Annotated in this window: 15 protein-coding genes and 1 riboswitch; of the genes, 8 read left to right on the top strand and 7 right to left on the bottom strand. The window is 68.1% G+C overall.

Features of this window, described 5'->3' with window-relative positions; translation table 11 throughout:
* The first annotated feature begins 4 nt into the window (after positions 1 to 4).
* From AC5RVD_RS05710 to AC5RVD_RS05690, 5 genes are all read left to right on the top strand, one after another.
* Positions 5 to 631, top strand: a complete 627-nt coding sequence (locus AC5RVD_RS05710; RefSeq protein ID WP_494126329.1) for an ECF transporter S component — start codon at positions 5 to 7, stop codon at positions 629 to 631.
* Positions 618 to 2,342, top strand: a complete 1,725-nt coding sequence (locus tag AC5RVD_RS05705; RefSeq protein ID WP_494126328.1) for an ABC transporter ATP-binding protein — start codon at positions 618 to 620, stop codon at positions 2,340 to 2,342. Before AC5RVD_RS05710 ends, AC5RVD_RS05705 begins: the two co-directional genes overlap by 14 nt.
* Positions 2,339 to 3,154: an energy-coupling factor transporter transmembrane component T family protein gene (locus AC5RVD_RS05700; protein WP_494126327.1), complete on the top strand. Its 816-nt coding sequence runs from the start codon at positions 2,339 to 2,341 to the stop codon at positions 3,152 to 3,154. Before AC5RVD_RS05705 ends, AC5RVD_RS05700 begins: the two co-directional genes overlap by 4 nt.
* Positions 3,155 to 3,277: 123 nt before the next feature.
* Positions 3,278 to 4,675, top strand: coding sequence for a pyridoxal phosphate-dependent decarboxylase family protein (locus tag AC5RVD_RS05695; RefSeq protein ID WP_494126326.1), 1,398 nt, complete (start codon positions 3,278 to 3,280; stop codon positions 4,673 to 4,675).
* A gap of 216 nt (positions 4,676 to 4,891) precedes the next feature.
* Entirely contained in the window at positions 4,892 to 5,698 is an 807-nt protein-coding gene (locus AC5RVD_RS05690) for a carbon-nitrogen hydrolase family protein (protein ID WP_494126325.1), read from the top strand.
* Positions 5,699 to 5,954: 256 nt separating this feature from the next.
* Here AC5RVD_RS05690 and AC5RVD_RS05685 read toward each other — a convergent pair whose 3' ends face one another.
* The 3 genes from AC5RVD_RS05685 to AC5RVD_RS05675 form a co-directional block, all read right to left on the bottom strand.
* A complete protein-coding gene (locus AC5RVD_RS05685) occupies positions 5,955 to 11,630 on the bottom strand; it encodes an Ig-like domain-containing protein (RefSeq protein ID WP_494126324.1) in 5,676 nt (1,891 codons plus the stop codon).
* A 483-nt stretch (positions 11,631 to 12,113) separates the two neighbouring features.
* Positions 12,114 to 12,611, bottom strand: a complete 498-nt coding sequence (locus AC5RVD_RS05680) for a CoA-binding protein (RefSeq protein ID WP_494126323.1) — start codon at positions 12,609 to 12,611, stop codon at positions 12,114 to 12,116.
* Positions 12,608 to 14,083 (bottom strand): O-acetylhomoserine aminocarboxypropyltransferase/cysteine synthase family protein, encoded by a 1,476-nt coding sequence (locus AC5RVD_RS05675; RefSeq protein WP_494126322.1) that lies wholly within the window; start codon positions 14,081 to 14,083, stop codon positions 12,608 to 12,610. Before AC5RVD_RS05675 ends, AC5RVD_RS05680 begins: the two co-directional genes overlap by 4 nt.
* 94 nt (positions 14,084 to 14,177) lie before the next feature.
* A riboswitch (SAM riboswitch) is annotated at positions 14,178 to 14,270 on the bottom strand.
* A 263-nt stretch (positions 14,271 to 14,533) separates the two neighbouring features.
* On the opposite strand from AC5RVD_RS05675, the gene malQ reads away from it, so the two are divergent.
* Positions 14,534 to 16,645: a 4-alpha-glucanotransferase gene (gene malQ / locus AC5RVD_RS05670; RefSeq protein WP_494126321.1), complete on the top strand. Its 2,112-nt coding sequence runs from the start codon at positions 14,534 to 14,536 to the stop codon at positions 16,643 to 16,645.
* 281 nt (positions 16,646 to 16,926) lie between these two features.
* Here malQ and AC5RVD_RS05665 read toward each other — a convergent pair whose 3' ends face one another.
* Complete coding sequence (locus AC5RVD_RS05665; protein ID WP_494126320.1) at positions 16,927 to 17,916, bottom strand: ArsR/SmtB family transcription factor; 990 nt, start codon at positions 17,914 to 17,916, stop codon at positions 16,927 to 16,929.
* Between the two features lie 92 nt (positions 17,917 to 18,008).
* On the opposite strand from AC5RVD_RS05665, the gene AC5RVD_RS05660 reads away from it, so the two are divergent.
* Both AC5RVD_RS05660 and AC5RVD_RS05655 read left to right on the top strand, forming a co-directional pair.
* Positions 18,009 to 18,368, top strand: coding sequence for a hypothetical protein (locus AC5RVD_RS05660; protein ID WP_494126319.1), 360 nt, complete (start codon positions 18,009 to 18,011; stop codon positions 18,366 to 18,368).
* A gap of 142 nt (positions 18,369 to 18,510) precedes the next feature.
* The gene (locus tag AC5RVD_RS05655; RefSeq protein WP_494126318.1) at positions 18,511 to 19,338 is read left to right on the top strand and encodes an endonuclease domain-containing protein; all 828 of its coding nucleotides are present in this window, start codon (positions 18,511 to 18,513) and stop codon (positions 19,336 to 19,338) included.
* 159 nt (positions 19,339 to 19,497) lie between these two features.
* Here AC5RVD_RS05655 and AC5RVD_RS05650 read toward each other — a convergent pair whose 3' ends face one another.
* The 3 genes from AC5RVD_RS05650 to AC5RVD_RS05640 are packed head-to-tail and all read right to left on the bottom strand — an operon-like array spanning position 19,498 to position 23,596.
* Positions 19,498 to 21,657 (bottom strand): acetate--CoA ligase, encoded by a 2,160-nt coding sequence (locus tag AC5RVD_RS05650; RefSeq protein WP_494126317.1) that lies wholly within the window; start codon positions 21,655 to 21,657, stop codon positions 19,498 to 19,500.
* Positions 21,633 to 22,553, bottom strand: a complete 921-nt coding sequence (locus tag AC5RVD_RS05645) for an ABC transporter permease (protein WP_494122240.1) — start codon at positions 22,551 to 22,553, stop codon at positions 21,633 to 21,635. Before AC5RVD_RS05645 ends, AC5RVD_RS05650 begins: the two co-directional genes overlap by 25 nt.
* On the bottom strand, positions 22,553 to 23,596 hold the full coding sequence (locus AC5RVD_RS05640) for an aliphatic sulfonate ABC transporter substrate-binding protein (RefSeq protein ID WP_494122239.1): 1,044 nt from the start codon (positions 23,594 to 23,596) through the stop codon (positions 22,553 to 22,555). The genes AC5RVD_RS05645 and AC5RVD_RS05640 overlap by 1 nt, the downstream gene beginning before the upstream one ends.
* Positions 23,597 to 23,703: the final 107 nt, after the last annotated feature.

Raw genomic sequence — 23,703 nt, 5'->3', positions numbered from 1 at the left:
AGCCATGCCATCATCGTCTTCGCAGCAGCATGCCCTCCCGCGCGGTGCCTGGACCCTGAAGGACCTCGTCCTCCTGGTTGTCCTGGGCGTCGTCTTCGGTTTCCTCTATTGGGTCTTCGTCCAGGCCTGGACCGCCCTGTCCCTGCTGATGGGGCCGGCCGGAGACCTGTCGCAGCACTTCCTGGCCGGAAGCTGGCTGCTGGTGGCTCCGATCGCCATCGCCATCGTTCAACGTCCCTTCGCCGGCGTGCTGGCCGAAGTCTTGGCCTCGGTGATAGAGGTGGTGTTCCTGGGCTCCGCCGTCGGTCCGCTGCTCTTTATCGCGGCCGCCATCCAGGGCATTGGCAGCGAGATCCCGTTCTCGGCCACCCGCTACCGTTCCTACGGCTGGCTTACCTACGCCCTGTCCGGGCTGCTCGGCGCCGGCCTGGTCTTCTTCTATTCGGCGTTCCGGTCCGGCTGGTACGGACAGGACCTGTTCTGGACCCGCCTGGTCATCCACCTAATCTCCGGTGTGATCCTGGGCGGGCTGCTGGGCAAGATCATCGTCGACGGGCTGGCGAAGACCGGCGTGGTGGACAACTTCGCGATCGGCCGCGCCCGGCTGGGCACAACCGATGCGCACCGCTGACCCGGTCCTGGAGCTCAATGACGTATCCGTAGGCTTCCCCCGGCGGGACACAGCCGTGCTGCGCAACGTCATGCTGCGGCTCAAGCCCGGCGAACACCTGATTGTGTTTGGGGCCTCCGGGTCGGGAAAGTCCACCCTGCTGCAGGCGGTCACGGGGGTCGTTCCGCACTCGGTGGTCGCCACCCTGGCCGGCACGGTGTCGGTGAACGGCGTGGCCACAACCGATTCCTCGGTCGCCGAACTTTCCCGACACGTCGGCGTGTTGGCCCAGGATCCCTCCTCCGGGGTCTGTCTTCCGGACGTCGAACAGGAGCTGGCGCTGCCGCTGGAGAACGGTGCGGTGCCTCCCGAGGAGATATCGGCACGGATCGACACCGCGCTGGCCTCGGTCGGCGCCGCCGGCCTCCGCGGCCGCCAAACGGCCCAGCTGTCCGGCGGAGAAGGCCAGCGGGTGGCGCTGGCCGCGAGCCTCATCGCCGAACCGGACCTGCTGCTGCTCGACGAACCCACCTCCATGCTCGATCCGGCAGGCCTGGCCGCCGTGCGGGACGCCGTCACCGCTGCCACGGCCGCTTACGGACCGGCAGTGGTGCTGGTCGAACACCGGCTGGACGACTACGCCGGGGTAGCTGGCATAGCCGGCCTGCCGCGCCGGGCGGTCGTCCTGGGCGAGGCAGGCCAGGTCCTGGCCGACGGCGTGACGGCCGAAGTGCTGGGGGTCCATGCAGTCCGGCTGAACGCGGCCGGATGCTGGCTGCCGTTGGAGACGGAACTGCTGGCCGTCACCGGCCGGACCGGCGGTCTCGGCGCGCCCGACGTCTGCTCGGACTTGCGGCAACTGTCGGCGCCTGACCACGACGCGGATGGCGCGGCCCCCGCCGTCGGCGAGACGGTGCTGGCCGCGGAGAACCTCTCCGTTTCGCGGACGGCGCCCGTACGGAAGAGGCGCCGGAATGCGGGGGATGTCCGGCCGGAAGCGGCCATTCTCCATGGTGTGACCCTCCGGCTGAAGCGCGGCGAAATCGCAGCCCTGCTGGGAGCCAACGGGGCCGGCAAAACCTCGTTGCTGCTCACCCTCGCCCGGCTACTACCGCCGGCGACGGGAACCGTCCACGGGGAACGTCCAGGGATGGTGTTCCAGAATCCCGAGCACCAGTTCGTGGCGCACACCGTCCGGGACGAGGTCCGGCACGGCCTTCCCGACGCTCCCGCCGAACGCTTCGGCCGCCTCCTGGCGCAGCACCGGCTCACCCATGTGGCCGACCAGAGTCCCTTTCGGCTGTCGGGCGGCGAAAAGCGCCGCCTGAGCGTGGCGGCCATGCTGGCCCATGAGCGGCCTGCGCTCCTGGCGGATGAACCCACGTTCGGCCTCGACCGGCGGGACACCATCGCCACGGTGGCAGCCTTCAAGGAGGCCGCCGCCGCTGGCCGCGGCATCCTCTTCTCCAGCCACGACCTGCGTACCGTCGCGACTCTGGCCGACCGGGCCATCGTGATCGCGGACCGCACGGTGATTGCCGACGGCCCCGTCTTCGACATCCTGCGCGACCCTGCCGTCCTGCAGCGCGCCGGCCTGCGGCTGCCGCCGCTGATCGAATGGCTGCTGGCCGAGTTCGCCTCGGACCACGAGATCCGGCGGGTCCTCGACCGGCTCGACGCCGCCGTATCCCGCGCCGATACGGTCTATCCGCAGATCGGCAGCCGGGCATGAGCGCCGCCTTCGCCCCTGGCCCGGTTTCCGCCGTCGCCGGCGGCGTCCTGGCGCGGCGCAATCCGACCATCAAGCTCGCGCTCCTGTTTGTGGTGTCGCTGACCCTGGTCTTCATCTTCGATCCGGTGACGCCTGCCTTCCTCTACCTGGTCGCCCTGGCCGCGGTCGCATCCTCCACACGCCTCAGGCCCAGGACCCTGGCGCTGGCGCACGTACCCTTCGTCGCCTTCGGGCTGGGAATCTTCATGGTCAACGCGCTGAGCCGGCCCGGCGAGGTGTTATGGACCTCCGGGCCGCTGCGAATTACGGTCGAGGGCCTCGCCGTCGGCGGTTCCCTGGCCCTGCGCACCCTGATCATCGGGATTCTTGCCATCGGTTTTATTGCCTCGACCGACGGCGTCGCGCTGATGGGCAGCCTGCACCAGCACGCCCGGCTCGGGCCCCGGATCACCTACGCCATCCTGGCCGGGTACCGCATGCTGCAGGAAATGCCGCGGGAATGGCTGACCATTCGGCAGGCCCACGCCGTCCGGGCCCGGCTCCGTCCGGACGGTTCCTTGCCGCGCGGCCTCCGCGCCCACGGAAACGCGGCGTTCGCCCTGCTGGTCGTCTCCGTGCGCAAGGGTGAACGGATGGCCCAGGCGCTGGAATCGCGGGGCCTGGGCCTGAGCCCGCGGACGATCTGGCGGAGGGTCCCGTTGACCGGCGCGGACTGGCTGATGGTGGCAGGCGTGCTGGGGATCCTCGCGGCCGTCCTGCTCACCAGCCACACCCTGGGGTACCTGGCGGGCTTTGAAGCGCTCGGCAGCTGAAAACTCTTGTCGGCGGCCATCCCGGACCTAGTCGTCCCCCGATGCTGTGGAACCTGCCGGCAGCAAGAGCATTCCGGCCCTTCCGCCTGTCGCAAGGCAGGGTCCCGGCGTAACATGCTCGTCATGGGGGACGACGAACTTCTCCGCCGGACGGCCGAGCTGGCCACAAAATACCTGCAATCCCTGCCCGGACGCCCGGTGAAATCGGGGCTGAACGTGGCGGCCCTGCGCCGCGAGCTGGCGGGAGAACTACCACGGCAGGGCGAAGACCCGCAGGCGGTCATTGAGCACCTGGCCGACGTCGGCGGGCGGGCTGCCGTGGCCATGGCAGGTCCGCGTTACTTCGGCTTCGTGATCGGCGGCGCCCAGCCGGCCGCGCTCGCCGCCGACTGGCTCACCTCCACCTGGGACCAGAACGCCGGACTGTACGTGGCCGGTCCGGCCGCCTCCGTGGTGGAAGAGGCCGTGGGCGCCTGGCTGCTGGACTTGTTCAACCTGCCCGAAGACTCCGGCTTCGGGCTGGTCACCGGCTGCCAGATGGCACACTTCACCTGCCTGGCCGCGGCACGGACGGCAGTGCTGGAACGCGCGGGCTGGGACGTGGTCAGCGACGGCCTGTTCGGCGCGCCGGAGATCTCCGTCGTTGTGGGGGAAGAAGCCCACAGCACCGTGCTGACCGCACTTCAGTACCTGGGCTTGGGCCGCCGCAGGATCTACTCGGTGGACACCGACGCGCAGGGCCGCATCACGCTGGACTCGCTCGACGCCGTGCTGGACCGGGTTCCCGTCGACATGCCGCTGATCGTCAACCTGCAGGCCGGCAACGTGAACACCGGTTCCTTCGATCCCATCCGGCCGGCGGTGGAACGAGTACGACGGCGGGACGGCGCCTGGATTCATGTCGACGGCGCGTTCGGGCTGTGGGCCGCTGCCAGCCCGGATCACCGGCACCTGTTGGACGGCGTGGAGCTGGCCGACTCCTGGGCCACCGACGCGCACAAGTGGCTCAACGTCCCGTACGACTCCGGCGTGGCCTTTGTCCGCGACGCCGAGGTGCACCAGCGCACGATGTCCCCGCCGCATGCCGCCTATCTGGAGTACGGGGCCGAACGGGACGAGGTCGCGTGGGTGCCGGAGTTCTCCCGGCGTGCCCGCGGCTTCCCGGCCTACGCCGCGCTGCGGACGCTCGGCCGCGAGGGGGTGGCGGACCTCGTGGGGCGCTGCTGTTCGCTGGCGTCCCGGATGGCCGGACGGCTGGCCGAGGCGGACGGCGTGCAGATCCTCAACGAGGTGGTGCTCAACCAGGTGCTGGTCCGGTTCACGCCGCAGGACGGCTCGGACCCGGACGACTTCACCCGCGAGGTGGTGCGCCGGGTGCAGGAGGACGGAACACTCTGGCTTTCGGGGACCACATGGCACGGCCAGGCCGCGATGCGGATCAGCGTCAGCAACTGGTCCACTACGGAAGAAGACGCCGACCGCTCAGTGGAAGCCATCCTGCGCTGCGCGGGTAGCCACTGACCCCTGCCGGGGTCCGGGCGGGGCACGCCGCACAAAGCGCTCCCGGCCAAGGCCTGGCAAGGCCCTCGGCAAGTCGGCCCAAGGAGTGGCGCCGATACCCGCTGAAGCCGCCCGCCGCCGTCGGGCGGTGAATCCGCTGCGCCCGCGGAAGCGCCGGGCAAGTTGGTCTTAGGTAGGCTGGAAGGACACACACCGCCATCAAGACGGGAGCGCGTTATGAAGATCAGCGTCGGACAGCTCAACCCCAGCGGGGAGGTGACGGAGAACCTCCAGACGGTGCGCTCACTCGCGGAAGAAGCCAAGGCCGACGGCGCCGAGCTGGTCGTGTTTCCCGAGGAATCGATGTTCACCGTGCGGCACGTCGAGGGCGACCTGGCCGCGGCCGTCGACGCCAACTGGACCAAGTTCGTGCAGCAGCTGTCCTTCATCGCCGCCGAAGTCGGCATCGCGATCATCGCCGGTGGCTACGAATCCAGCGGCGAGGAACGGCCGTACAACACGCTCGTGATCGTCGATGCCACGGGCCGGATCGTCGACACCTACCGCAAGCTCCACCTCTACGACGCGTTCTCCTACCAGGAGTCCAAGCGGATCAAGCCCGGCGACGGCGGCCTGAAGATCGTGCAGCTGGGCGACCTGAATATCGGGGTGCTCACCTGCTACGACCTGCGCTTCCCCGAGCTCGCCCGCGCTCTGGCGTCGGAGGGCGCCGACTTGCTGTGCGTGCCGGCCGCCTGGTTCAAGGGAGACCACAAGATCGACCACTGGGAAACGCTGCTGCGCGCCCGTGCCATCGAGAACACCTGCTGGGTGGCCGCGGCCGGGACCTCGAGCACCAACACCGTGGGGCATTCGGCCATCCTGGACCCGATGGGCATTCCGAAGGCCTTCCTGGACGATGAACTCCGCGGCGTGGTCACCGTTGACGTGACCAGGCGCCGGATCGACGAAGTGCGCGAGTTCCTGCCGGTGCTGAAAAACCGGCGGCTCGCCAGCGCCGTGGAGATCGTCTCGGCGCACTGATTGTGCCCACGGCCGGCGGCGCCCGAAAACTTTTTCAAGAAGTTTCGCCGCACCCGTAACCTTTCCGTAGCCGGCCGCGATTACGTAGATGAGGAAGCCGCGCCACAGCTTATCCCCCCAACAAGCTGTGGCGCGGCTTCTGTCATCCCGCCGGACGGGACGCGGTGGCTAGCGTGAGCCCGGGGCTCCCGGCACGCAAGAGGCCAGGCCCCGGATTGCTCCGAAGCCTGGACTCTTTACTGGTTGAGGCGGTTATCTACCGTCCGGTCCGGAAGGACCAGCTGGTGGCCGACAGCCGGTTGCCCGAGGCATCCTTGATGCTGCTGCTCAGCCGAATTGTGTAGCTGGCATTAGCCTTCAGGTTGCTCGACGGATTCAGCGTTGCCGTCCGGGTCCGCGAGTTGTAGCTGACCTTGGCTGAGACCGTTTTGCCCTTGCTGTCGACCAGCTTGAAGCTGGAGCCGCTGACGCCGGAGACTGCCTTGCTGAACGTCACGGAGACGTTGCCGCTCCGGCTGATCGACTTGGCACCGGCTGCGGGTGTCCGCTTGGACACCGTGGGCCGGCCTTCCGTCGTGAAGCTCCAGCTGGAGGCCGCCAGGCGGTTGCCGTTGACATCCGTGATGCCGTTGCTGAGGCTCACCGTGAACCGGGTGCTGCTGGGCAGGATCGCCTTGGGCTTCAGCGTGGCCGTGCGCTTCGCAGCGTCGTAGCTGACCGTCGCCGGTACGAGCGTGCCCGCGGCGGTCCTCAACGTCACCGTGCTGGCGCTGACGCCCCGGACCGGTTCACTGAACGTCACCGCCAGGTTCCGGTTGGTGGCCGTATTAGCGGCGTTCACCGCCGGCGTCCGTCCGGCGATGGCCGGCGCGGCTTCGGTGGTGAAGTTCCAGGTGGTGGCCGTGATCGGGTTACCCGTTGAGTCCGTGATGCCGTTGGTCAGCCGCACGGTGTAGGTGCGGCTGGTCAGCAGGTTGGCGTTCGGGTTGACGGTGGCCGTCCGGGTTGCAGCGTCGTAGCTGACGCTAGCGATCACTGCCGTGCCGGCCGCGTTGGTGACCCGGAAGGTGGTGCCGTTGACTCCGGTGACCGGTTTGCTGAACGTGGAGGTGATGTTGCTGTTGGTGGCCACGTTGGTGGCGTCCACGGCCGGGGTCCGTCCGGTGATGGACGGCCCGGCCTCGGTGGTGAAATTCCACGTGGTGGCCGTGATCGGGTTACCCGAAAGGTCCCGGATACCGCTGGTTAACTGCACGGTGTAGGTGCGGCTGGTCAGCAGGTTGGCGTTCGGGTTGACGGTGGCCGTCCGGGTTGCAGCGTCGTAGCTGACGGTTGCGGTCACTGCCGTGCCGGCCGCGTTGGTGACCCGGAAGGTGGTGCCGTTGACTCCGGTGACCGGTTTGCTGAAGGTGGCGGTGATGTTGCTGTTGGTGGCCACGTCGGTTGCGTTCACCGCCGGCGTCCGTTCGGTGATAACCGGTGCGGCCTCGGTGGAGAAGTTCCACGTAGTGGCCGGCAGGGCATTGCCCTGCAGATCCCGGATGCCGCTGGTCAGCTGCACGGTATAGGTGCGGTTGGCCAGCAGGTTGGCGGGGTCGAGGGTAACCGTCCGGGTCCCATCGTCGTAGCTGACGCTTGCGGTCACTGCCGTGCCGGCCGCGTTCGTGACCCGGAAGGTGGTGCCGTCGACTCCGGTGACCGGTTCGCTGAAGGTGGCGGTGATGTTGCTGTTGGTGGCCACGTTCGTGGCGTTCGCCTCCGGGCTGCGCCCGGTCACCGATGGAGCCGCTCCGGCAGTGGTGAACGTCCAGCTGGTGGCAGTGAGGGGGTTGCCCGCCGCGTCCCGGATGCCGTTGGTGAGCGCAACGGTGTAGACCGTGTCGGTCGCCAGGTCCGGCACCGGGTCAAGCGTCGCCGTTCGGGTCACCGGATCGTAGGTCACGGTGGCGGCGGTCGGTGCCGTTGCTTCCGCGGCCGTCAACGTGGCCGTTGTCCCGGAGATCCCTTGGACGTCCTCGCTAAAGGTCGCCGTGATGTCGACCCCGACTGCCACGTCGGTTGCCCCGGCAGCGGGAGCGCGGTCCGTCACCGTAGGTGCCTCGGTATCTTTCGGGGCCGTGAGGTCAACGGTCTGGTCGGTGAACCGGAGGCGCTCGACATTGGTGATAGTGTCGGTGCCGTCGTCCCCGGTGCCGCGGACATGGGCCACGGTTGTGACTCCGTCGACGGTGGTGATGTCGTATTCATCGAGTGCGCCGGAGAAGTTGGCGGTGTCGATGTCGGTGGGAGCCGCACTGTTGAGGATTTCCCGCACGATGACCACGTCGCCCGGGTCGATCCTGCCGGCCATGATGTCGGCCTGAATGCTCTTCAGGGTGGTGACAGACCGCAGTTCAGCGCCCTGTGCGTCGCGAACGCTCAGCCGCACGTTCAGCCACTTGTCCCCATCGATGATGTCATCCGCGCCGTTGCCCCAGATCTGGTCGCTGCCGGAGCCGCCGATGATGATGTTGCCGGCGCCGAAATCTGTGGCACCGGCGGGCAGCAGGTCGGCCAGGCCGGCGATCCGCTTAATGCCCTCTGCGTCGAGCGCATTGCTGAGGCCTGGCACGGCGACCTCATCGTCGGGCTCTGACGGGACGATGTCATCGCCGCGCAAGACGTCGTCCTTGTCCCAACCAGAGAGGGCCTCGACCAGCAGGAACCGGTCCTTGAGGGCTTTGGGGCCCTCCACGATGACCATGCGCATATCGGAATCGGCCACTTCCACGGACCGTGCGTGGGTCACCCAGTCGAAGCCGTAGACCCCGTGATTGCGCTCGATCCCGGGGCCGGCGACCATGATGTCGTCACCGCCCTCGGCGTCGTAGTCGTCCTCGCCGCTGTCGCCGATGAGGACGTCGTGGCCGGGGTTGTTGATGTCGTCGAAGAACGGTGCGCCGCTGTCGCCCTGAAGCAGGTCGTTGGCGTTACCGCCTTCCTGCCAGTCATCGCCGCCGCCGCCGAACACCGTGTCCGGTCCGTCGCCGGCTATCACCAGGTCGTTGCCCTCGCCGGCGAAGGTCTGGTTGCCGTTGAGCCCGCCGTTGGAGAAGTCGTCCCCGTCGCCCGACATGATGACGTCCAGTCCGGGGCCGGCGTCGATCGCGTCGTTGCCCGGCCCGCCCTTGAGCACGTCGTCCCCGTGGGAGTCGGTGATCCGGTCGTTGCCGGCGCCGCCCAGGAGGGTGTCCGCGCCGTCGTTGCCTTCGATGATGTCATCGCCGCCGTTGCCCCAGACGGTGTCGTTGTCGACGCCGCCCCAGATCCGGTCCGTCCCGTCGGCGCCGCCGGCGTCGTCCTTGCCGTTGTAGGTCGCCTGGGCGTTCAGGCCCGGACGGTCCACGCTGTTGGAGACGCGGTAGCGGATGGTGCCGTCCGCCATCCGGAGCAGCAGGGCCGACTCGTCACAGGCGGAGGTGGGATCATCGGCCACATTGTTGCCCGTGGTGCCGACGATGTTGCCCATCTCGAACTCGCAGTCGGCGACGCCGAAGACATCCGCCTTGAGTGAAGCGGCGTCGGTATTGCGCATCACCAGCTCGGCCATCGAGTTGCCTTCGAGCTGGGCCCGCAGGTTCAGTCCTGAGGTGCGGGACAGGTAGTAGAGCCGGTCCCCGTCCTGCAGGTCCGTCATCTGGCGTTCGAAGATGTAGTTGAACGTGGAGCCGAGCAGCCCGCCGAAGAGATTCTGGGCTTCAGCCAGGCCCCCCACCCACAGGTCGACCGTGTCGAGGCCGGTCTTGGAGGCGGCGCCGTCGTTCGCCCACTCGCCGCTGCTGTTGACGAAGTCGTAGGCATCGGCCGGAGTTTCTGCCGCCGGGTCGGGGCTCATGTCGAAGAGCTTCTGCGCCGCCGCGCGCTTGGCATCGATGGTCGTCGCCTCGGTGATGCTGGGGTGCGTGCCGTAAGCGGCCATGAAGTTGACCACCGAATCCGGATGCTTCAGCGCCTGCCCGAAGTCCACCCAGTTGCTGTAAGGCTTCAGGGACGACTCACTCGTCTTCGCGTAGAGGTCCTTGCGGAAATTGTTCAGCGATGGAACGCCGGTCTCCCGGCCGCGGGCAATGTTGAGCGCGGCCAGGTCCAGGGGCAGGCCCAGCACGCTGTTGCGCAACGTGTCGGTGACGAACTCGTCGAGTTCTGCGCCCACCTGGTCGGTCATGCCCATCGCGATCGCGCCTGCGGCCTGCTCGGGAGTCATCGTGCTGTCCCCGTTGGCGTAGTAGGCCGGTGGATTCAGGAACGCGTCCAGCAGCGGCAGGCCGATGTCGGCGCCGCTGTTGGTCTTCCGGTCCACCGCGTCCGTCAGCATGGAGTGCCCGAACCGGTAGGTCGCGTGGGCGAACTCCGCCTCAATCGCCGGGTCAATCGCCGTGTCCGCCTGGGTGAAGACGTTGAACGGATTGATGCCCGGTTGGATCTTGCGCGCGAAGTCCTCGAAGACGATGTGCTGGTACTCCATCTCCGTGACGAACCGTGCGGCCTGGAAGAGGCGCTCCCCGTTCCATTCGCCATTCGGGAGCTTCCACTCGTTCAGGTCCAGGTTCAGCGACGTCAGCAGTTCTTCCATGTAGGTGACCAGCCGGTTGTGCTCCGAGTGGAAGACCTGGTGGACGGCGGTGAGTCCGATGTTCTCGTTCACGCGGCCGTCGCCGGCAACGAAGTGCGCGTTGAGCATTTCGTCGTCATAGGTGCCCGGGTCCTGCCGGCCGCTGGTGGGGGTGATGCCGTCGTCCCCGTCGGGTGCCAGGGCCGTGCCGCGCGAGTCGAACGGAGCCGCGAAGTGGGAAATATCGTCCAGGAACGCGATGCCGATCCGCTGGACATTCTCCGGCGGCGCAACGGGGCTTTCCAGGTTCCCTTCCACGAACTGCTTGTCCTGCGTGATGTACTGCGGCAGCCCGTTGGGGCCGCGCAGGAAGCGCCCGTACTGGTCGGTGGCCAGCATCGGGATATTAACGACGTCGGCGTCGGAGAGCTTCAGGCCGAGCATCGACTCGGCCTGGGTCTTGATGTCCGCCCAGGTGGCCATGCCGCCGGGGGCGCCTTCGGCCAGCTCGCCGGTCGAGACCGGGTCGCCCTCCTCGTTGAGCTCATACTCCCGGAGGAAGACGTGATGGGACGGGTTCGAACCGTAGGTCTGGCTCTGGTCTACCCACGGAGAGTCCGTGTTCGTGGCGTCCTGGACATCGTCGTCGGTGCCGAGTTTGCCGTCGGGGCCGGGCTGGTTCTCCGCCCGGTTGAGCAGCATGAAGTTCGTGGGCGATCCCTCGACATACAGTGGATCGTCCTTAGCCAGGGGCATCATGACGACGTTGTTGGTCTTCTTGGTGAAGTCGATGCCGTGGTCGAAAAACTGCCCGAACAGGGCAAAGAAGCCGTTGTATGGCGGCGAGAGCCCAAAGTCGGTGGTGACATTCGGGATGTCGAGTGTCTCGCCTTCGGGCACGCAGTTCAGGGGCCGGCCCTCGGCGTCGCAGGGAACCGCCGTCGGGCCGTCGTTCACCGTCCGGTGCGCCTTGCCGGCCGCAGCGATAGCGGCCGGATTGGTGGAGGTCTGGTCCACGATGACATTGCTGACGAAGCGCGGGTCCGCGTCCCGGAGCATCGGAACGTTGACCGACTTGTACGACTGGCCCCCGGCTGTGGTCCGCCATTCCGGTTCTGCCAGGCGCGGGAAGGGCAGGCTGGCGGCGCCGAAGTGCCCCTGGTTGGGCACCAGGTTGTTATCGGACCCGTCCACGCTGCGCAGCCCGTAGGGCAGCAGCGGATTGGCTATCTGGTTGGGGCCGGGGCCGAGGAGCGGCTGGCCCGGCACGGGATTGCCGTCGGCGTCTTCCTTGGTGGCGTGGTTCTCCGCGATCTTGATTTGCTTCAGGATGAACCTCATGTCCCCGGCATTGAGGGTCAGGCCCTGGCCTACCGGCGCTGCCAACGCCGCGGGGGCGAGGGCGGAGGGCAATACGCCCGCGCCCAACACGAGCGCGGCGAGCCCGGCCGTAACTTTTTGGGGGAAGGATGGCTTCCCCCTTTGGGCACGTTCGGTGCCCCTCCTTGGTTGTGGATCGGTTGGTGCAGTAAACACGGTGACTCCCCCTGGTCGAGTAATGTGTGGCTGGCCACAGCATCCGATGAGGACCTTGGGGAAATCCTTGAAGGCTTCTTCTAGCTACTTGCGGGCAGGAAAAAACCCGCCGCGTGCCCCGGCCCTCCACGTGGGAGGCCCGGGGACAAGGGGCGGGCTTTTCGCGGCCGGCGGGCTAGGCGCGGGCGGCGGGTCAGGCGTGACCGCCGGGGCTGGCCATGCTGGCCCTCCGCCGTCGTTAGTGCACCGTAGCTTAGTCGTTCGGGGAAGCCGCTCCGGGAGGCCCGCCTAGGCGGTCAGCTGCCGCTTGGAGGAGATCACGCCGGTGTCGAAGCCGGCCAGGTGCAGCCCGCCGTGGAAGCGGGCGTGCTCGATCTTCACGCAGCGGTCCATCACCACGTTCAGCCCGGCGGCCTCGGCCTTGGCCGCGACCTCCTCGTGCCAGGAACCCAGCTGAAGCCAGATGGTCTTGGCGCCGACGGCCAGCGTTTCCTCCAGCACTGTGGGCAGGTCGTCGTGTTTGCGGAACACGTCCACCAGGTCCGGTACCTCGGGCAGGTCCGCCAGCGACTTGTAGACCGGCTGGCCGAGGATTTCCTTGGCCACCGGATTCACGAAGTAGACCTTGTACGGCGAGCTGGACAGCAGGTACGTGGCCACGAAGTAGCTGGCCCGGCTCGGCTTGTCGGAGGCGCCGACGATGGCGATGGACTTGGTGTTGCGCAGGATGTTCAGCCGCTCCGCGGCGGACGGGCCGATCCAGGTGCGTTCTGGTGTCGCGGTCACTTGGCGGCTCCTTCTTCGGCTTCGATCAGTTCTTCCACGGACTCGACCACGCGCGTTCCGGGCTCTGTCCGGGCGGCACGCGCTGCCGGGATCGTGCAGGACTCGCCGGCATAGCTGGGCGAGGCGAACTCGGAGGTGTTGAACGCGTCGTCCTCATGGTCACGGCTGGGGCCGTGCTCGGCGCCTGCTTGTTGCGAGGCGGCCAGCGCCTGGTCCAGGTCCCAGAGGATATCGTCCACGTCTTCCAGGCCTACGGAGATGCGGATCAGGTCCTCCGGCACGCCGGCAGCCACCAGCTGGTCGGCGGTGAGCTGCTGGTGGGTCGTCGATCCCGGGTGCAGCACCAGGGTGCGGGCGTCGCCGATGTTGGCCAGGTGGCTGGCCAGCTGCAGCGACTCGATGAACTTCTGGCCGGCGGTGCGGCCGCCCTTGACGCCGAAGCTGAACACGGAGCCCACGCCCTTGGGCAGGTACTTCCTGCCCCGCTCGTAGTGCGGGTGCGCGGGCAGGCCGGCGTAGCTGACCCAGGAGACGCGCTCGTCGGCTTCCAGCCACTCGGCCACCGTGCGGGCGTTGGCCAGGTGCTCGTCCATCCGCTGGGCCAGCGTTTCCACGCCCTGCAGCAACTGGAACGCGGACTGCGCGGACAGCGACGGGCCGATGTCGCGCAGCTGCTCGGACCGGAGCTTGGTGAGGAAGCCGTACTCGCCGAAGTTGCCCCACCAGGACACGTTGCCGTAGCTGGGCACCGGGTCGGTCATCTGCGGGAACTTGCCGTTGCCCCAGTTGAAACGGCCGGATTCGACGACGACGCCGCCCAGAGTGGTGCCGTGGCCGCCGAGGAACTTGGTGGCGGAGTGGATCACGATGTCCGCGCCGTGCTCGATCGGGCGGATCAGGTAGGGCGTGCTCAAGGTGGCGTCCACGACGAGGGGGATTCCGGCGTCGTGCGCCACGGCGGCCAGCCCCGCCAGGTCGGCGATGTCGCCGGAGGGGTTGGCCACGATCTCCGTGTAGACGGCCTTGGTGTTCTCGCCGATGGCCGCGGCGAAGTCGGCCGGGTCGTTGGAGTCGACAAACGTGGTCTCCACGCCGAACCGGCGCAGCGTCACGTCCAGCTGGGTGATGGTGCCGCCGTAGAGCTTGGACGACGCCACGATGTGGTCGCCCGCCCCGGCGAGGGCGGCGAAAGTGATGAACTCGGCGGCCATGCCCGAGGACGTGGCCACCGCGCCGATGCCGCCCTCGAGCGAGGCGATGCGCTCCTCGAACGCGGCGACCGTGGGGTTGCCGATGCGGGAGTAGATGTTGCCGTACTTCTGCAGCGCGAAGAGGTTGGCGGCGTCGTCGGTGTCTTTGAACACGAACGAGGTGCTCTGGTAGATCGGTACGGCCCGGGCACCGTGCTCGGCGTCGGGCGTGCCGCCGGCGTGCAGGGCACGGGTGCGGAAACCGAATGTGCGTTCAGCCATCAGGCGGTTGCTCCTTCAAAACTAGGATTCCCGGGCAATGACGGTCCTGGCGGCACCGCGCGGGCGTCGTCCGGATCAAAGATTGCTTGCGCTCTCTCCATCGCTTCTGGCGGTAGCACCTTTCCGGTAGGCCGGATGGTTGCTGCGGTGTCAAAGAGCCAGATCTCTCAACCGCTCGGGATGGTCGCGTCCATTCTCGCAACCAACTGCCGCGGCGCCAAAAAATGTTGAGCCGCGTTGCGTCCTGTCCAAAAATTCCCAGCACGACGGCGGTGCCCGGTTTGGGCGCCCATGGCGGCCTTGCCGGCGCACGCCTTCGGTTGGAGCTGCGCATGCCCAGCACGACGGCGGTGCCCGGCCGCGAGTGGGACGGGAACCGCGCCTGCTGTGAGCCTGCCGGTTGCGCCGACCTCCCGGCGAAGGTCCGCGTAGTTCCCGTAGATTGGGTCTATGGCTGAGCTCTCGGCGTTGCAGCGCCTCGCACAGGAACACGGTGTCGGCATTACTTTCCGCGGTTGGGACGGCGGCGAGAAAGAAGTCGGACCGGCGACCCTGGTTGCCGTCCTCACCGCGCTGGACGTCCCCTGCGCAACCGACGACGATGTCGCCGCATCCCTCCGTGCCGCCGAGCTCGAGCCGTTGCAGCGCACGCTGCCGCCCGCCGTCGTCCTTCGCCAAGGCACCGCCACCGAGGCTCCAGTCAATGTCGGCGCGGGCCTCCGCCCGCGGGCCAGGGTCCTGTTGGAGGACGGGTCTTCGCGCGACGTCGAGGTGGTGTCCGGCAGGTCTGGCGCCGAAGGTGATCCGGGCGGACGTTTCGCGGCGGTTGTGCCGGCCGACCTCCCGCTGGGCTGGCACACGCTGGAGGTCGCGGAACTGTCGGAAGCGACGGCGACCCGAACCGGCGCGGCCGCGGAACCATCCGGCAGCCTGGCACAGTGCGCGCTGGTGGTCACCCCGCGGCGGCTCACCACCGCCGACAAGCTTCCCCGGACCTGGGGCCTGATGGCACAGCTGTACTCGGTGCGCTCGCGGTCGTCCTGGGGCATCGGTGATCTCGCGGACCTAGCCCGCCTCTCTGAAACGGCCGCCGCCAAGGGTGCCGGCTTCGTCCTGATCAACCCGCTGCACGCGGCACAACCCATGCCGCCGGTGGAGCCCTCGCCCTACCTGCCCACAACGCGCCGGTTCGTCAATCCGCTCTACCTGCGGGTTGAGGACGTGCCGGAATCCAAGGACCTCCCGCTGACCAACAACTTCCACGAGGTGAACCTGGACACCGGCATTCTGGACCGCGACCCTATTTTTGCGGCCAAACTGGAGGCGCTGGAAGCGGTCTATGCGGTGCCCCGATCCGCGGAACGGCAGCAGCGATTCGAGGAGTTCCGCAGTCACGAGGGCGAGGGGCTGGAGCGCTTTGCCCTGTGGTGCGCGCTCTCCGAAACCCTTCCGCCAGGCGCTCCCGAGTGGTCGGACCCTGCGTTCATCGAGTCGCAGCGCAGCGCGCTGAAGGACCGCATCGAGTTCCACCAGTGGCTGCAGTGGCTGTGCGACGAGCAACTCGAGGCGGCGCAACGCCGCGCCGTCGAAGCCGGAATGAACATCGGGATCATGCATGACCTCGCGGTCGGCGTCCATCCGACCGGCGCCGACGCCTGGATGTTGCACGACGTCCTGGCCCCCGGAATCTCGGTGGGCGCGCCGCCGGACATGTTCAACCAGCAGGGCCAGAACTGGTCCCAGCCGCCGTGGCATCCCCGCCGCTTGGCGGAATCCGGCTATGCCGCCTACCGGGACATGCTGCGGACCATCCTGCGGCACGCCGGCGGCATCCGGGTGGACCACATCCTCGGCCTGTTCCGGCTGTGGTGGATCCCCGTCGGCGGCCCTCCCGGCGAAGGTTCCTACGTGTATTACGACCACGAGGCCTTGATCGGCATCCTCGCCTTGGAAGCGGAACGGGCCGGCGTCGTCGTCATCGGCGAGGACCTCGGGGTCTTCGAGCCGGGGGTGCAGGACTACCTGGCAGAGCGCGGCATCCTGGGCACCTCCATCCTGTGGTTCGAGTACGACGGCGCCAGCCCCCGCCCGCCGGAGGGGTACCGTCGCTCCTGCCTCACGAGCGTCACCACGCACGACCTGCCGCCCACCGCCGGCTACCTTGCCGGCGAGCACGTGGACCTGCGCGAATCACTGGGCCTGCTGAACCGTCCGGTCGAGGAGGAACGGGCTTTGGACCAGGCGGCCCAAGAGGCGGTGCTTTCCCTGGTGCGCTCGCGGGTGCCGGCTGCGGAGCACGACGACGGCGCCGGCGCCACCTCCGAACAACGCACCGTTGAGGCCCTTCACGCGTTTATCGCCCAGACCCCTTCGGTGCTGCTGGGCGTTGCCCTCACCGACGCCGTGGGGGAGAGGCGGACCCAGAACCAGCCGGGCACCGCGGACGAGTACCCGAACTGGAGGATCCCGCTGGCCGGGCCGGACGGAAAGGCCGTCCTGATCGAGGACCTGGCGGGCAACGAAAGGTTCGACTCGCTGGTGCGCGCCCTGCGGGAGGACTAGGCGGGTAGCCGAGCCGGCGCCGCACCGGCGCCGGCCGGGGCTACCCCTGGACGGAAGCGCACCGTCGCCCGCGACGAATAGCCCCACCCCGCCAAGGAACCCTGACCCACCCCGCCAAGGAACGGGGGGCCACCCCGCCGAGGAACGGGCGCTGCTGAACGTGACCGGTTGTCCACGTTCAGCAGGAACTGTCCATGTCTTGGAGCGGAGTCTGGCGCTGACTAGGACAAACGCAAAAGCCTCCCGCAAAACGTGGACAGTCCCGGGGTCGTGCCCGGTCTCTACAGCCGGGCCAGCAGCGCTTCGCCTGTTTCGGCCCGCCGATAAAACACTTCGCGGCCCGACCGCATGGTGGCCGCCAAACCGCTCTCGGACATGACCTTGAGATGTTCGTTGACCGTCCCGGCGGCGAGGTCCAGGCAGCGGGCGAGCTGCGTCGTCGTCATCGGGACATCGAGTTGGGCGAGGATCTGCGCCCGGGTCTTGCCGAGCAGCCGCGCCACCGGGCTGTGCGTCGCCTCGCGGCTGGCTTCCCACAGCCGGCCGACGCCGCGTGGCGCGTAGGTCAGCGTGGGCACGAACGGCCGCACGTTGAGCACCAAGGTGTTGGGCCAGACGAACGCGTTGGGCACCAGCAGCAGCCCACCGCCGGGTTCGGGCACGTCGTCGGCCTCACAGCCGCGCATGATTTCCAGGCCGGTGGGAGTGGGACGGACGCTGGGGTGCAGGCTCTTGAACACTTCCAGGATGCCGTCGCGCGCCAGCTGGGCCAGCCGGCTGTCGATATCGGCCAGCAGCACGGACCGCAGGCGCGGCCATACCGGCTCGACGGCGGTGCCCCAGTACCATTCGAGGGCTGTGGTGATGCGCGGGATGCCCGCGTCGATATCCTCCGCCAGCTGCTGCAGTTCCCCGCGCGCGTAGTCGGCCGGGTTCTGGGCCAGCAGGTGGGTGACGTCGCGCTGCCACAGCTCCGGCGCAACCTCGGCGACGGCGGCTAGTCCTTCCGCGAAGGTGGCCTGGTGCTTGGGGGTGGGCGTGATGGAGTCGGCCAGGAAGCCCTTCGGTGGAACCAGCGCAGTCAGCAGGCGCAGGTGCGCGCGGGCTTGTGGATCGGCCGACTCGGCGATGCGCCGCTTGGTGGCCTCGATCCATGGGCGGTGGATAGGAGTGCCCACCTGCAGGGCGCGCAAACTGGCGACGGTTTCGCCCAGCGGCGCCGCCTCGAACCGGACCTTGGTGAGGTCCTCGCTGCTGAGCGTAATGTGCATGAAAACAGCGTAAGGTTGCCGGTTACGCCGGTCGAGGATTCGGGCTGGACCGAATCGTGGCCGGCGATGGCCGATGCGCGGATTCTGAATCCATGACTACTTCAACTCATGCCCCGCACTTCCTCGACGTCGATGACCGGACCTACCGCTCCAGCCAGTCCGCGGCCGGCTTGGTCCGTCCCACGACTGCGACGGGCCGTCCGGCCACTGCCACCGCTCGCCCGAGCAATGCAGACGCGCCCTTGAGCCTGTCGCAGCCGGTGCACGCGGCTACACGGACTGGCGTCTTGAGCGCTGACGGGAATTTCGCAACCGCCACTTTCCATGGCCTGGCCGCGGCGGTCCGCTGGCTCCGTTCAGCCTGGCAAGCCGGGGCCGCGAAGGAAGCCTTGATGGAGGAGCACCGGGACAAGGTCCGTACGCAGATCTACCAATTCGGTGGCCGCTACTGACGCACACGTCGTGGTGCGCCACATCCTGTAGAGGCACGCCCACCTCTCTAGATCCCAAGGTCTGCCGAGGCCACTCATTACGTTTTCCACAGGGAGTGCGGCGATCTAGCTGTCCGCGGCCGCAGCCTCCATGCTCGTGGATATGGACGAGGCGATAGCTGGTTACGTTGAACGGCGCGGTGGAACACTCCCGGCCAGCGAACTGGCCCGCTGCGGTTTCAGCCGGGACCAGATTCAGGCAGCCGTGAAGAACGGCGCGATCACTGTGCTCCGCCAAGGAATCGTCGGTACGGAGAAGGCTGATGCGAACGTACGCGTAGCCGTGCTGGCCAACGGACTAATTACCTGCATTTCAGCGGCTCGGGAACTAGGGCTTTGGACGATCAAAGACCCGGATCAACTGCACCTGTGGACGCTCCATAGCCGGCAGCCGCCGTCCACTGTCCAGCACCGAGGCGAACTGCTGGGGAGGCAGCGGCTTGGGAGCTACGTGAGCATCCTGGACTGCGTACTGCACGCCATCCGATGCCGGCCTCGGCTGGAGGCGTTGGTCTTAGCAGAATCGGCCGTGCGCAGGGGTGTCGTCACCAAAGCCGAACTGGTGGAGCTGCTTCCTGGCAAACGCAACGGCATGCGTCGGGCAGTCGTTTTGAGCATCGGTGACGACGCCGATTCGCCGCTCGAGATTATCGCCCGCGACCTGTTCCGCACGGTCGGGCTTCGGGTGGAAACCCAGGTGCCGATTCAGGGGCTTGGACGAGTGGACATGGTGGTGGAAGGCCGAATCATCATTGAGCTCGATGGGTTCGACTTCCACTGGAACCGGGCGACTTTCAAGAAGGACCGCAAAAGGAACAACGCCGGCATGCTCAGCGGGTTTCCAACCTTGCGGTACGTGTACGAGGATCTCGTCTTTACGCCCCAGAACGTTGTCGCCGAGGTCATGACGATGTTGCGGCGTGTTGCCTGAGCGCCAGAGGTTACCCCCGGAGTCATGCAGGCGGCAGGCCGGCTGTCCAAGTTCTGCAGCAACTGTCCACCTTTTGGAGCGGCCTCTGGCGCTGACTAGGGAAAACGCTCAGCGGTCAGCCAAGACATGGACAGCCCTGACCAGTGAAGGCGGAAAACTTTACCGTGCGTCGCAGATTGCCTGGATCTGCGCGATGCAGGGCTCGTTCTGCAGGCTGGTCGTGTCGCCCAGCTCCGTCCCCTCGAACAACTGGGTCAGCAGCCGGCGCATGATCTTGCCACTGCGGGTCTTGGGCACGTCGGGCACAAACACCACATCGCGCGGCTTGGCGATCGGCCCGATCTGCGTGGCCACGTGCTCCCGCAAGGCCGCAACCGCGGCGGCCCGCTTTGCCGCGGCCTCCACGGCCGCCGCCGTCTGTCCCTCGGCCTGCCCGGCAATCAAGTCACCGGCCGCAACCTCCGCCGACTGCTCCAACTTCCCGTCCCCGGCCGCCGCCCCGATCAGCGACTTGTCGCGCGGCACCACAAAGGCGGTGGCGGCGTGTCCGGTTTTGGCGTCGTAGGTCGGGCAGACGCCGGCCTCCACCACCGCCGGGTGTGAGACCAGCGCGGACTCGATTTCGATCGTGGACAGCCGGTGCCCCGAGATGTTGATGACGTCGTCGGTGCGGCCCAGGATCCAGGTGTCGCCGTCGGCGTCGAAGCGGGCGCCGTCGCCGGCCAGGAACCAGCCCTGCGCCGCGTACTTCTCCCAGTAGGACGTGAAGTAGCGCTCCGGATTGCCCCACACCGTCCGGGCCATCGCCGGCCCGGTGCTGGTGACCACAATGTTGCCCTGCTCCCCGGCACCCACCCGGGCGCCGCCGTCGTCCACGATGTCCGTGGCCAGCCCCGGCAAGGCGCGGGTGGCGCAGCCGGGCTTGAAGGACGTATCGGTCTGGCGCGGCGAGAGCACGGTGGCCCCGGTCTCCGACTGCCACCACGTATCCACCATCGGCACTCCCGACGCCGGGTCCCCGGCGACCAGCGAATCCCGCCCCACCTGGGTGCGCAGCCAGCGCCAGGCCTCCGGGTTCACGGCCTCGCCCACCGTGCCGGCCAGGCGGATGGAGCTGAGGTCGTACCCGGCGGGAATGCCGTCCGGGAACCAGCCCATGAGCGACCGGACCAGCGTGGGCGCGGTGTAGTAGCTGGTCACGCCGTAGCGCTGGATCACCTCGAAGTGCCGGCCGGGGTGCGGGGCGTTCGGTACTCCCTCGTAGATCACCTGCGTGACGCCGTTGCTCAACGGCCCGTAGATCTCGTAGGTGTGCGCGGTTACCCAGGCCAGGTCCGCGGTGCACCAGTGCACGTCGTCTTCGCGGGCGGCCGGGTCCGGGTTGCTGAACAGGTACGAGTGGCTGAACGAGGCCTGCGTCAGGTAGCCGCCGGTGGTGTGGACCAGGCCCTTGGGCTGGCCGGTGGTGCCCGAGGTGTACATGATGAACAGCGGCGTCTCGGCGTCGAACGCCTGGGCCTCGTGGACGCGCGGCTGCGTCTCGACGACGTCGTGCCACCACACGTCGCGGCCTTCCACCCAGTTGATGTCCGTGTGGCCGGTGCGGTTGATCACCAGCACGTGCTCGATCGCGTTGTCGCCGGAAACGGCCGCGTCCGCGTTGGCCTTGACCGGGACGGCGGTGCCGCGGCGGTACTGGCCGTCGGTGGTGACCAGCAGCTTGGCGCCGGTGTCCTCCACCCGGAACCTCAGGGCCTCCGCGGAGAAGCCGCCGAAGACCAGCGAATGCACCGCCCCGATCCGCGCGCAGGCCAAGGTGATGACCACCGTTTCCACCAGCACCGGCAGGTAGATGACCACCCGGTCGCCCTTGCCGACGCCCAGCGCCAGCAGCGCATTGGCGGCCTGCGAGACCAGCTCCTGCAGCTCGCGGTAGGTCACCGTGCGGCGGTCGCCGGGCTCGCCTTCGAAGTGCAGCGCCACCTTATCTCCCCGGCCGGCGGCGACGTGCCGGTCGGCGCAATTGACCGCGGCGTTCAGCTTGCCGCCGTCGAACCAGCGCAGCTCCGGTCCCCGCCGCCCCGCGGTGTCCACCGGGGTGGCGGAGTGCGCGGTGTGCCACGGCTCGGCCCACTGAAGCCGGGCCGCCGCGCGCTCCCAGAAGGCAATCCGCTCGGCCTCGGTCTGCGGCTCCGGCCAGTCGGTCACCTGGTCGCGGTAGGGCGCCAGGTCCTCTTCAAGCACGACGGCGGTGCTTCCGGCGGTGCGGCGACCGCCGGCGGTTTCGGCTACTTCTATGCCCATCTCTTGACTGCCCATTTCTCCGCAACTCCCAGGAGCGCGTCGGTGATCTTGCCGATGATGGCCAACAGGACGATGGCCAGCAGCAGCCGGTCGGTGCGGCCGTTGTTTTGCGAATCCGTCAACAGGAAGCCCAGGCCCATGGAGGAGGCGATCAGTTCCGCCGCCACCAGGAACAGCCACGCCTGTGCCAGGGCCAGCCGCAGTCCGGAGAACACGGCGGGCACCACGGCCGGCAGCTGCACGGTGGTCAGCAGCTTCACGCCCTTGAGTCCAAAGGCGCGGCCGGCCTCCACCAGGTTCCTGTCCACGTGGCGCAGCGCCAGCGAGACCGTCGTGAACACCGGGAAGAACGCGCCGATCAGGATCAGCGTGACCTTGGAGTCCTCGCCGATCTTCATCCACAGGATCAGCAGCGGCACCCACGCCAGCGACGGCACCGCACGCAGCGCCCCGATGGTGGGGGAGAGCAGCACATCGGCCACCTTGGACAGCCCGATCAGCGCGCCGAAGACCAGGCCGAGGGCGGCACCGAAGGCGAAGCCGAGCAGCACGCGCTGGGTGGAGATGGCCACGTGCTGGGCCAGTTCGCCGCGCTGGATCAGGTCGACCGCGGCGTCGATGACCGCACCCGGTGCCGGCAGTTGGACCGAGCTGAACAGGCCGGCGGATGTGCTCCACTGCCAGGCTGCGAGCAGGGCGGCGGGCAGCAGCAGGCCAAGGAGCAGGCGGGCCCAGCCGTTGCCGAGCACCCCGGTCGGGGACCATCCGTTGGCCGGGGACTGGGGTGAGGGGCCGTTCTGATCCGGCCCAGGCGCACCCGCCGTTTTGAGGACGCCGGTGGCCGCGAGGCCTTCCTGATTGGTGGCGTAAACGCTGTTGCCGGATGCGCCGGGATTGCCGAGGTGAGTCATTAGGATTCCTTGATGGCCGACGGGTCGGCCTTCTTCACCAGCGAGTCGTCGAGCAGGGTGGCGAGGGCCTCGTCGATGTCGGCCTGGCTCTTCACGTCGCCGGTCTCGACGAACGCCGGACCGACCTTCTCCAGCACCGCGCGCTGCTTCTCGCCCGGGGCGGCCTCCACGTCCAGGTTGCTGCGCTCGCTGATCACCTTGGTGGCGACCTCGAGGTCCAGGGCGGCAACATCGGCCAGGATCTGCGCGGTTTCCGCGGGGTTCTCGGCGGCCCAGGCGCGGGCCTTCTCGTAGGCGTTCACCACGGCCTGCGCCAGCTCTGGTTCCTCCTCCAGGAAGGACTCCGTGGCGTTCAGGAAACCGTACGTATTGAAGTCCAAGTTCCGGTAGAACAGTTCGGCGCCGTCCTGCTCGGCTCCGGCCATGATCGGATCCAGGCCAGACCAGGCGTCGACGGAGCCCTGCTGCAGGGCGGTCAGGCCGTCGGCGTGCTGCAGGTTCTGCACGGTCACGTCGTCGGCGGAGAGGCCGGCCTCTTCCAGGGACTGCAGCAGGAAGAAGTAGGGGTCGGTGCCCTTGGTGGCGGCCACCGACTTGCCCTTGAGGTCCTGGACGGACTCGATGCCGGAGTCGGGCAGCGCCACGAGGGCCGCCCATTCCGGCTGCGAGAAGAGGCTGATGGTCTTGATCGGCGAGCCGTTGGCGCGGGCAAGCAGCGCCGCGGAACCGGCGGTGGATCCGACGTCGACCGCCCCGGAGCGCAGCGCCTCGTTGGCCTTGTTGGAACCGGCCGACTGCACCCAGTTCACCTCGACACCGTCGTCGGCCAAGGTGGCCTCCAGCCAGCCCTTTTCCTTGATGACCAGGCTCAGCGGGTTGTAGGTGGCGAAGTCGATGTTGAGCACGCCGTCGCCGGTGCCCTGGGCGGCGGTGGCTTCGGAATCCTCACCGGCAACGCAGCCGGTAAGGGCCAGCGAGGCGGTGGCGGCAACGGCGGCGGCGCCCAGGAGCGGGCGGCGGGAAAAACGGCTGGCAAGCGACATGGTGGTTCCTTTGAACGGTGTGCGGAACAGGAGAGATTCCGCGACGGATGATTTTGGGCGCGAACGGCCCGGGAATTGCGCTTGACTTGATGAGTGGTGACGGCGGC

Source organism: Arthrobacter sp. THG-b23 (assembly GCF_059091265.1).
This window is presented reverse-complemented; position numbering and strand designations above follow the sequence as displayed.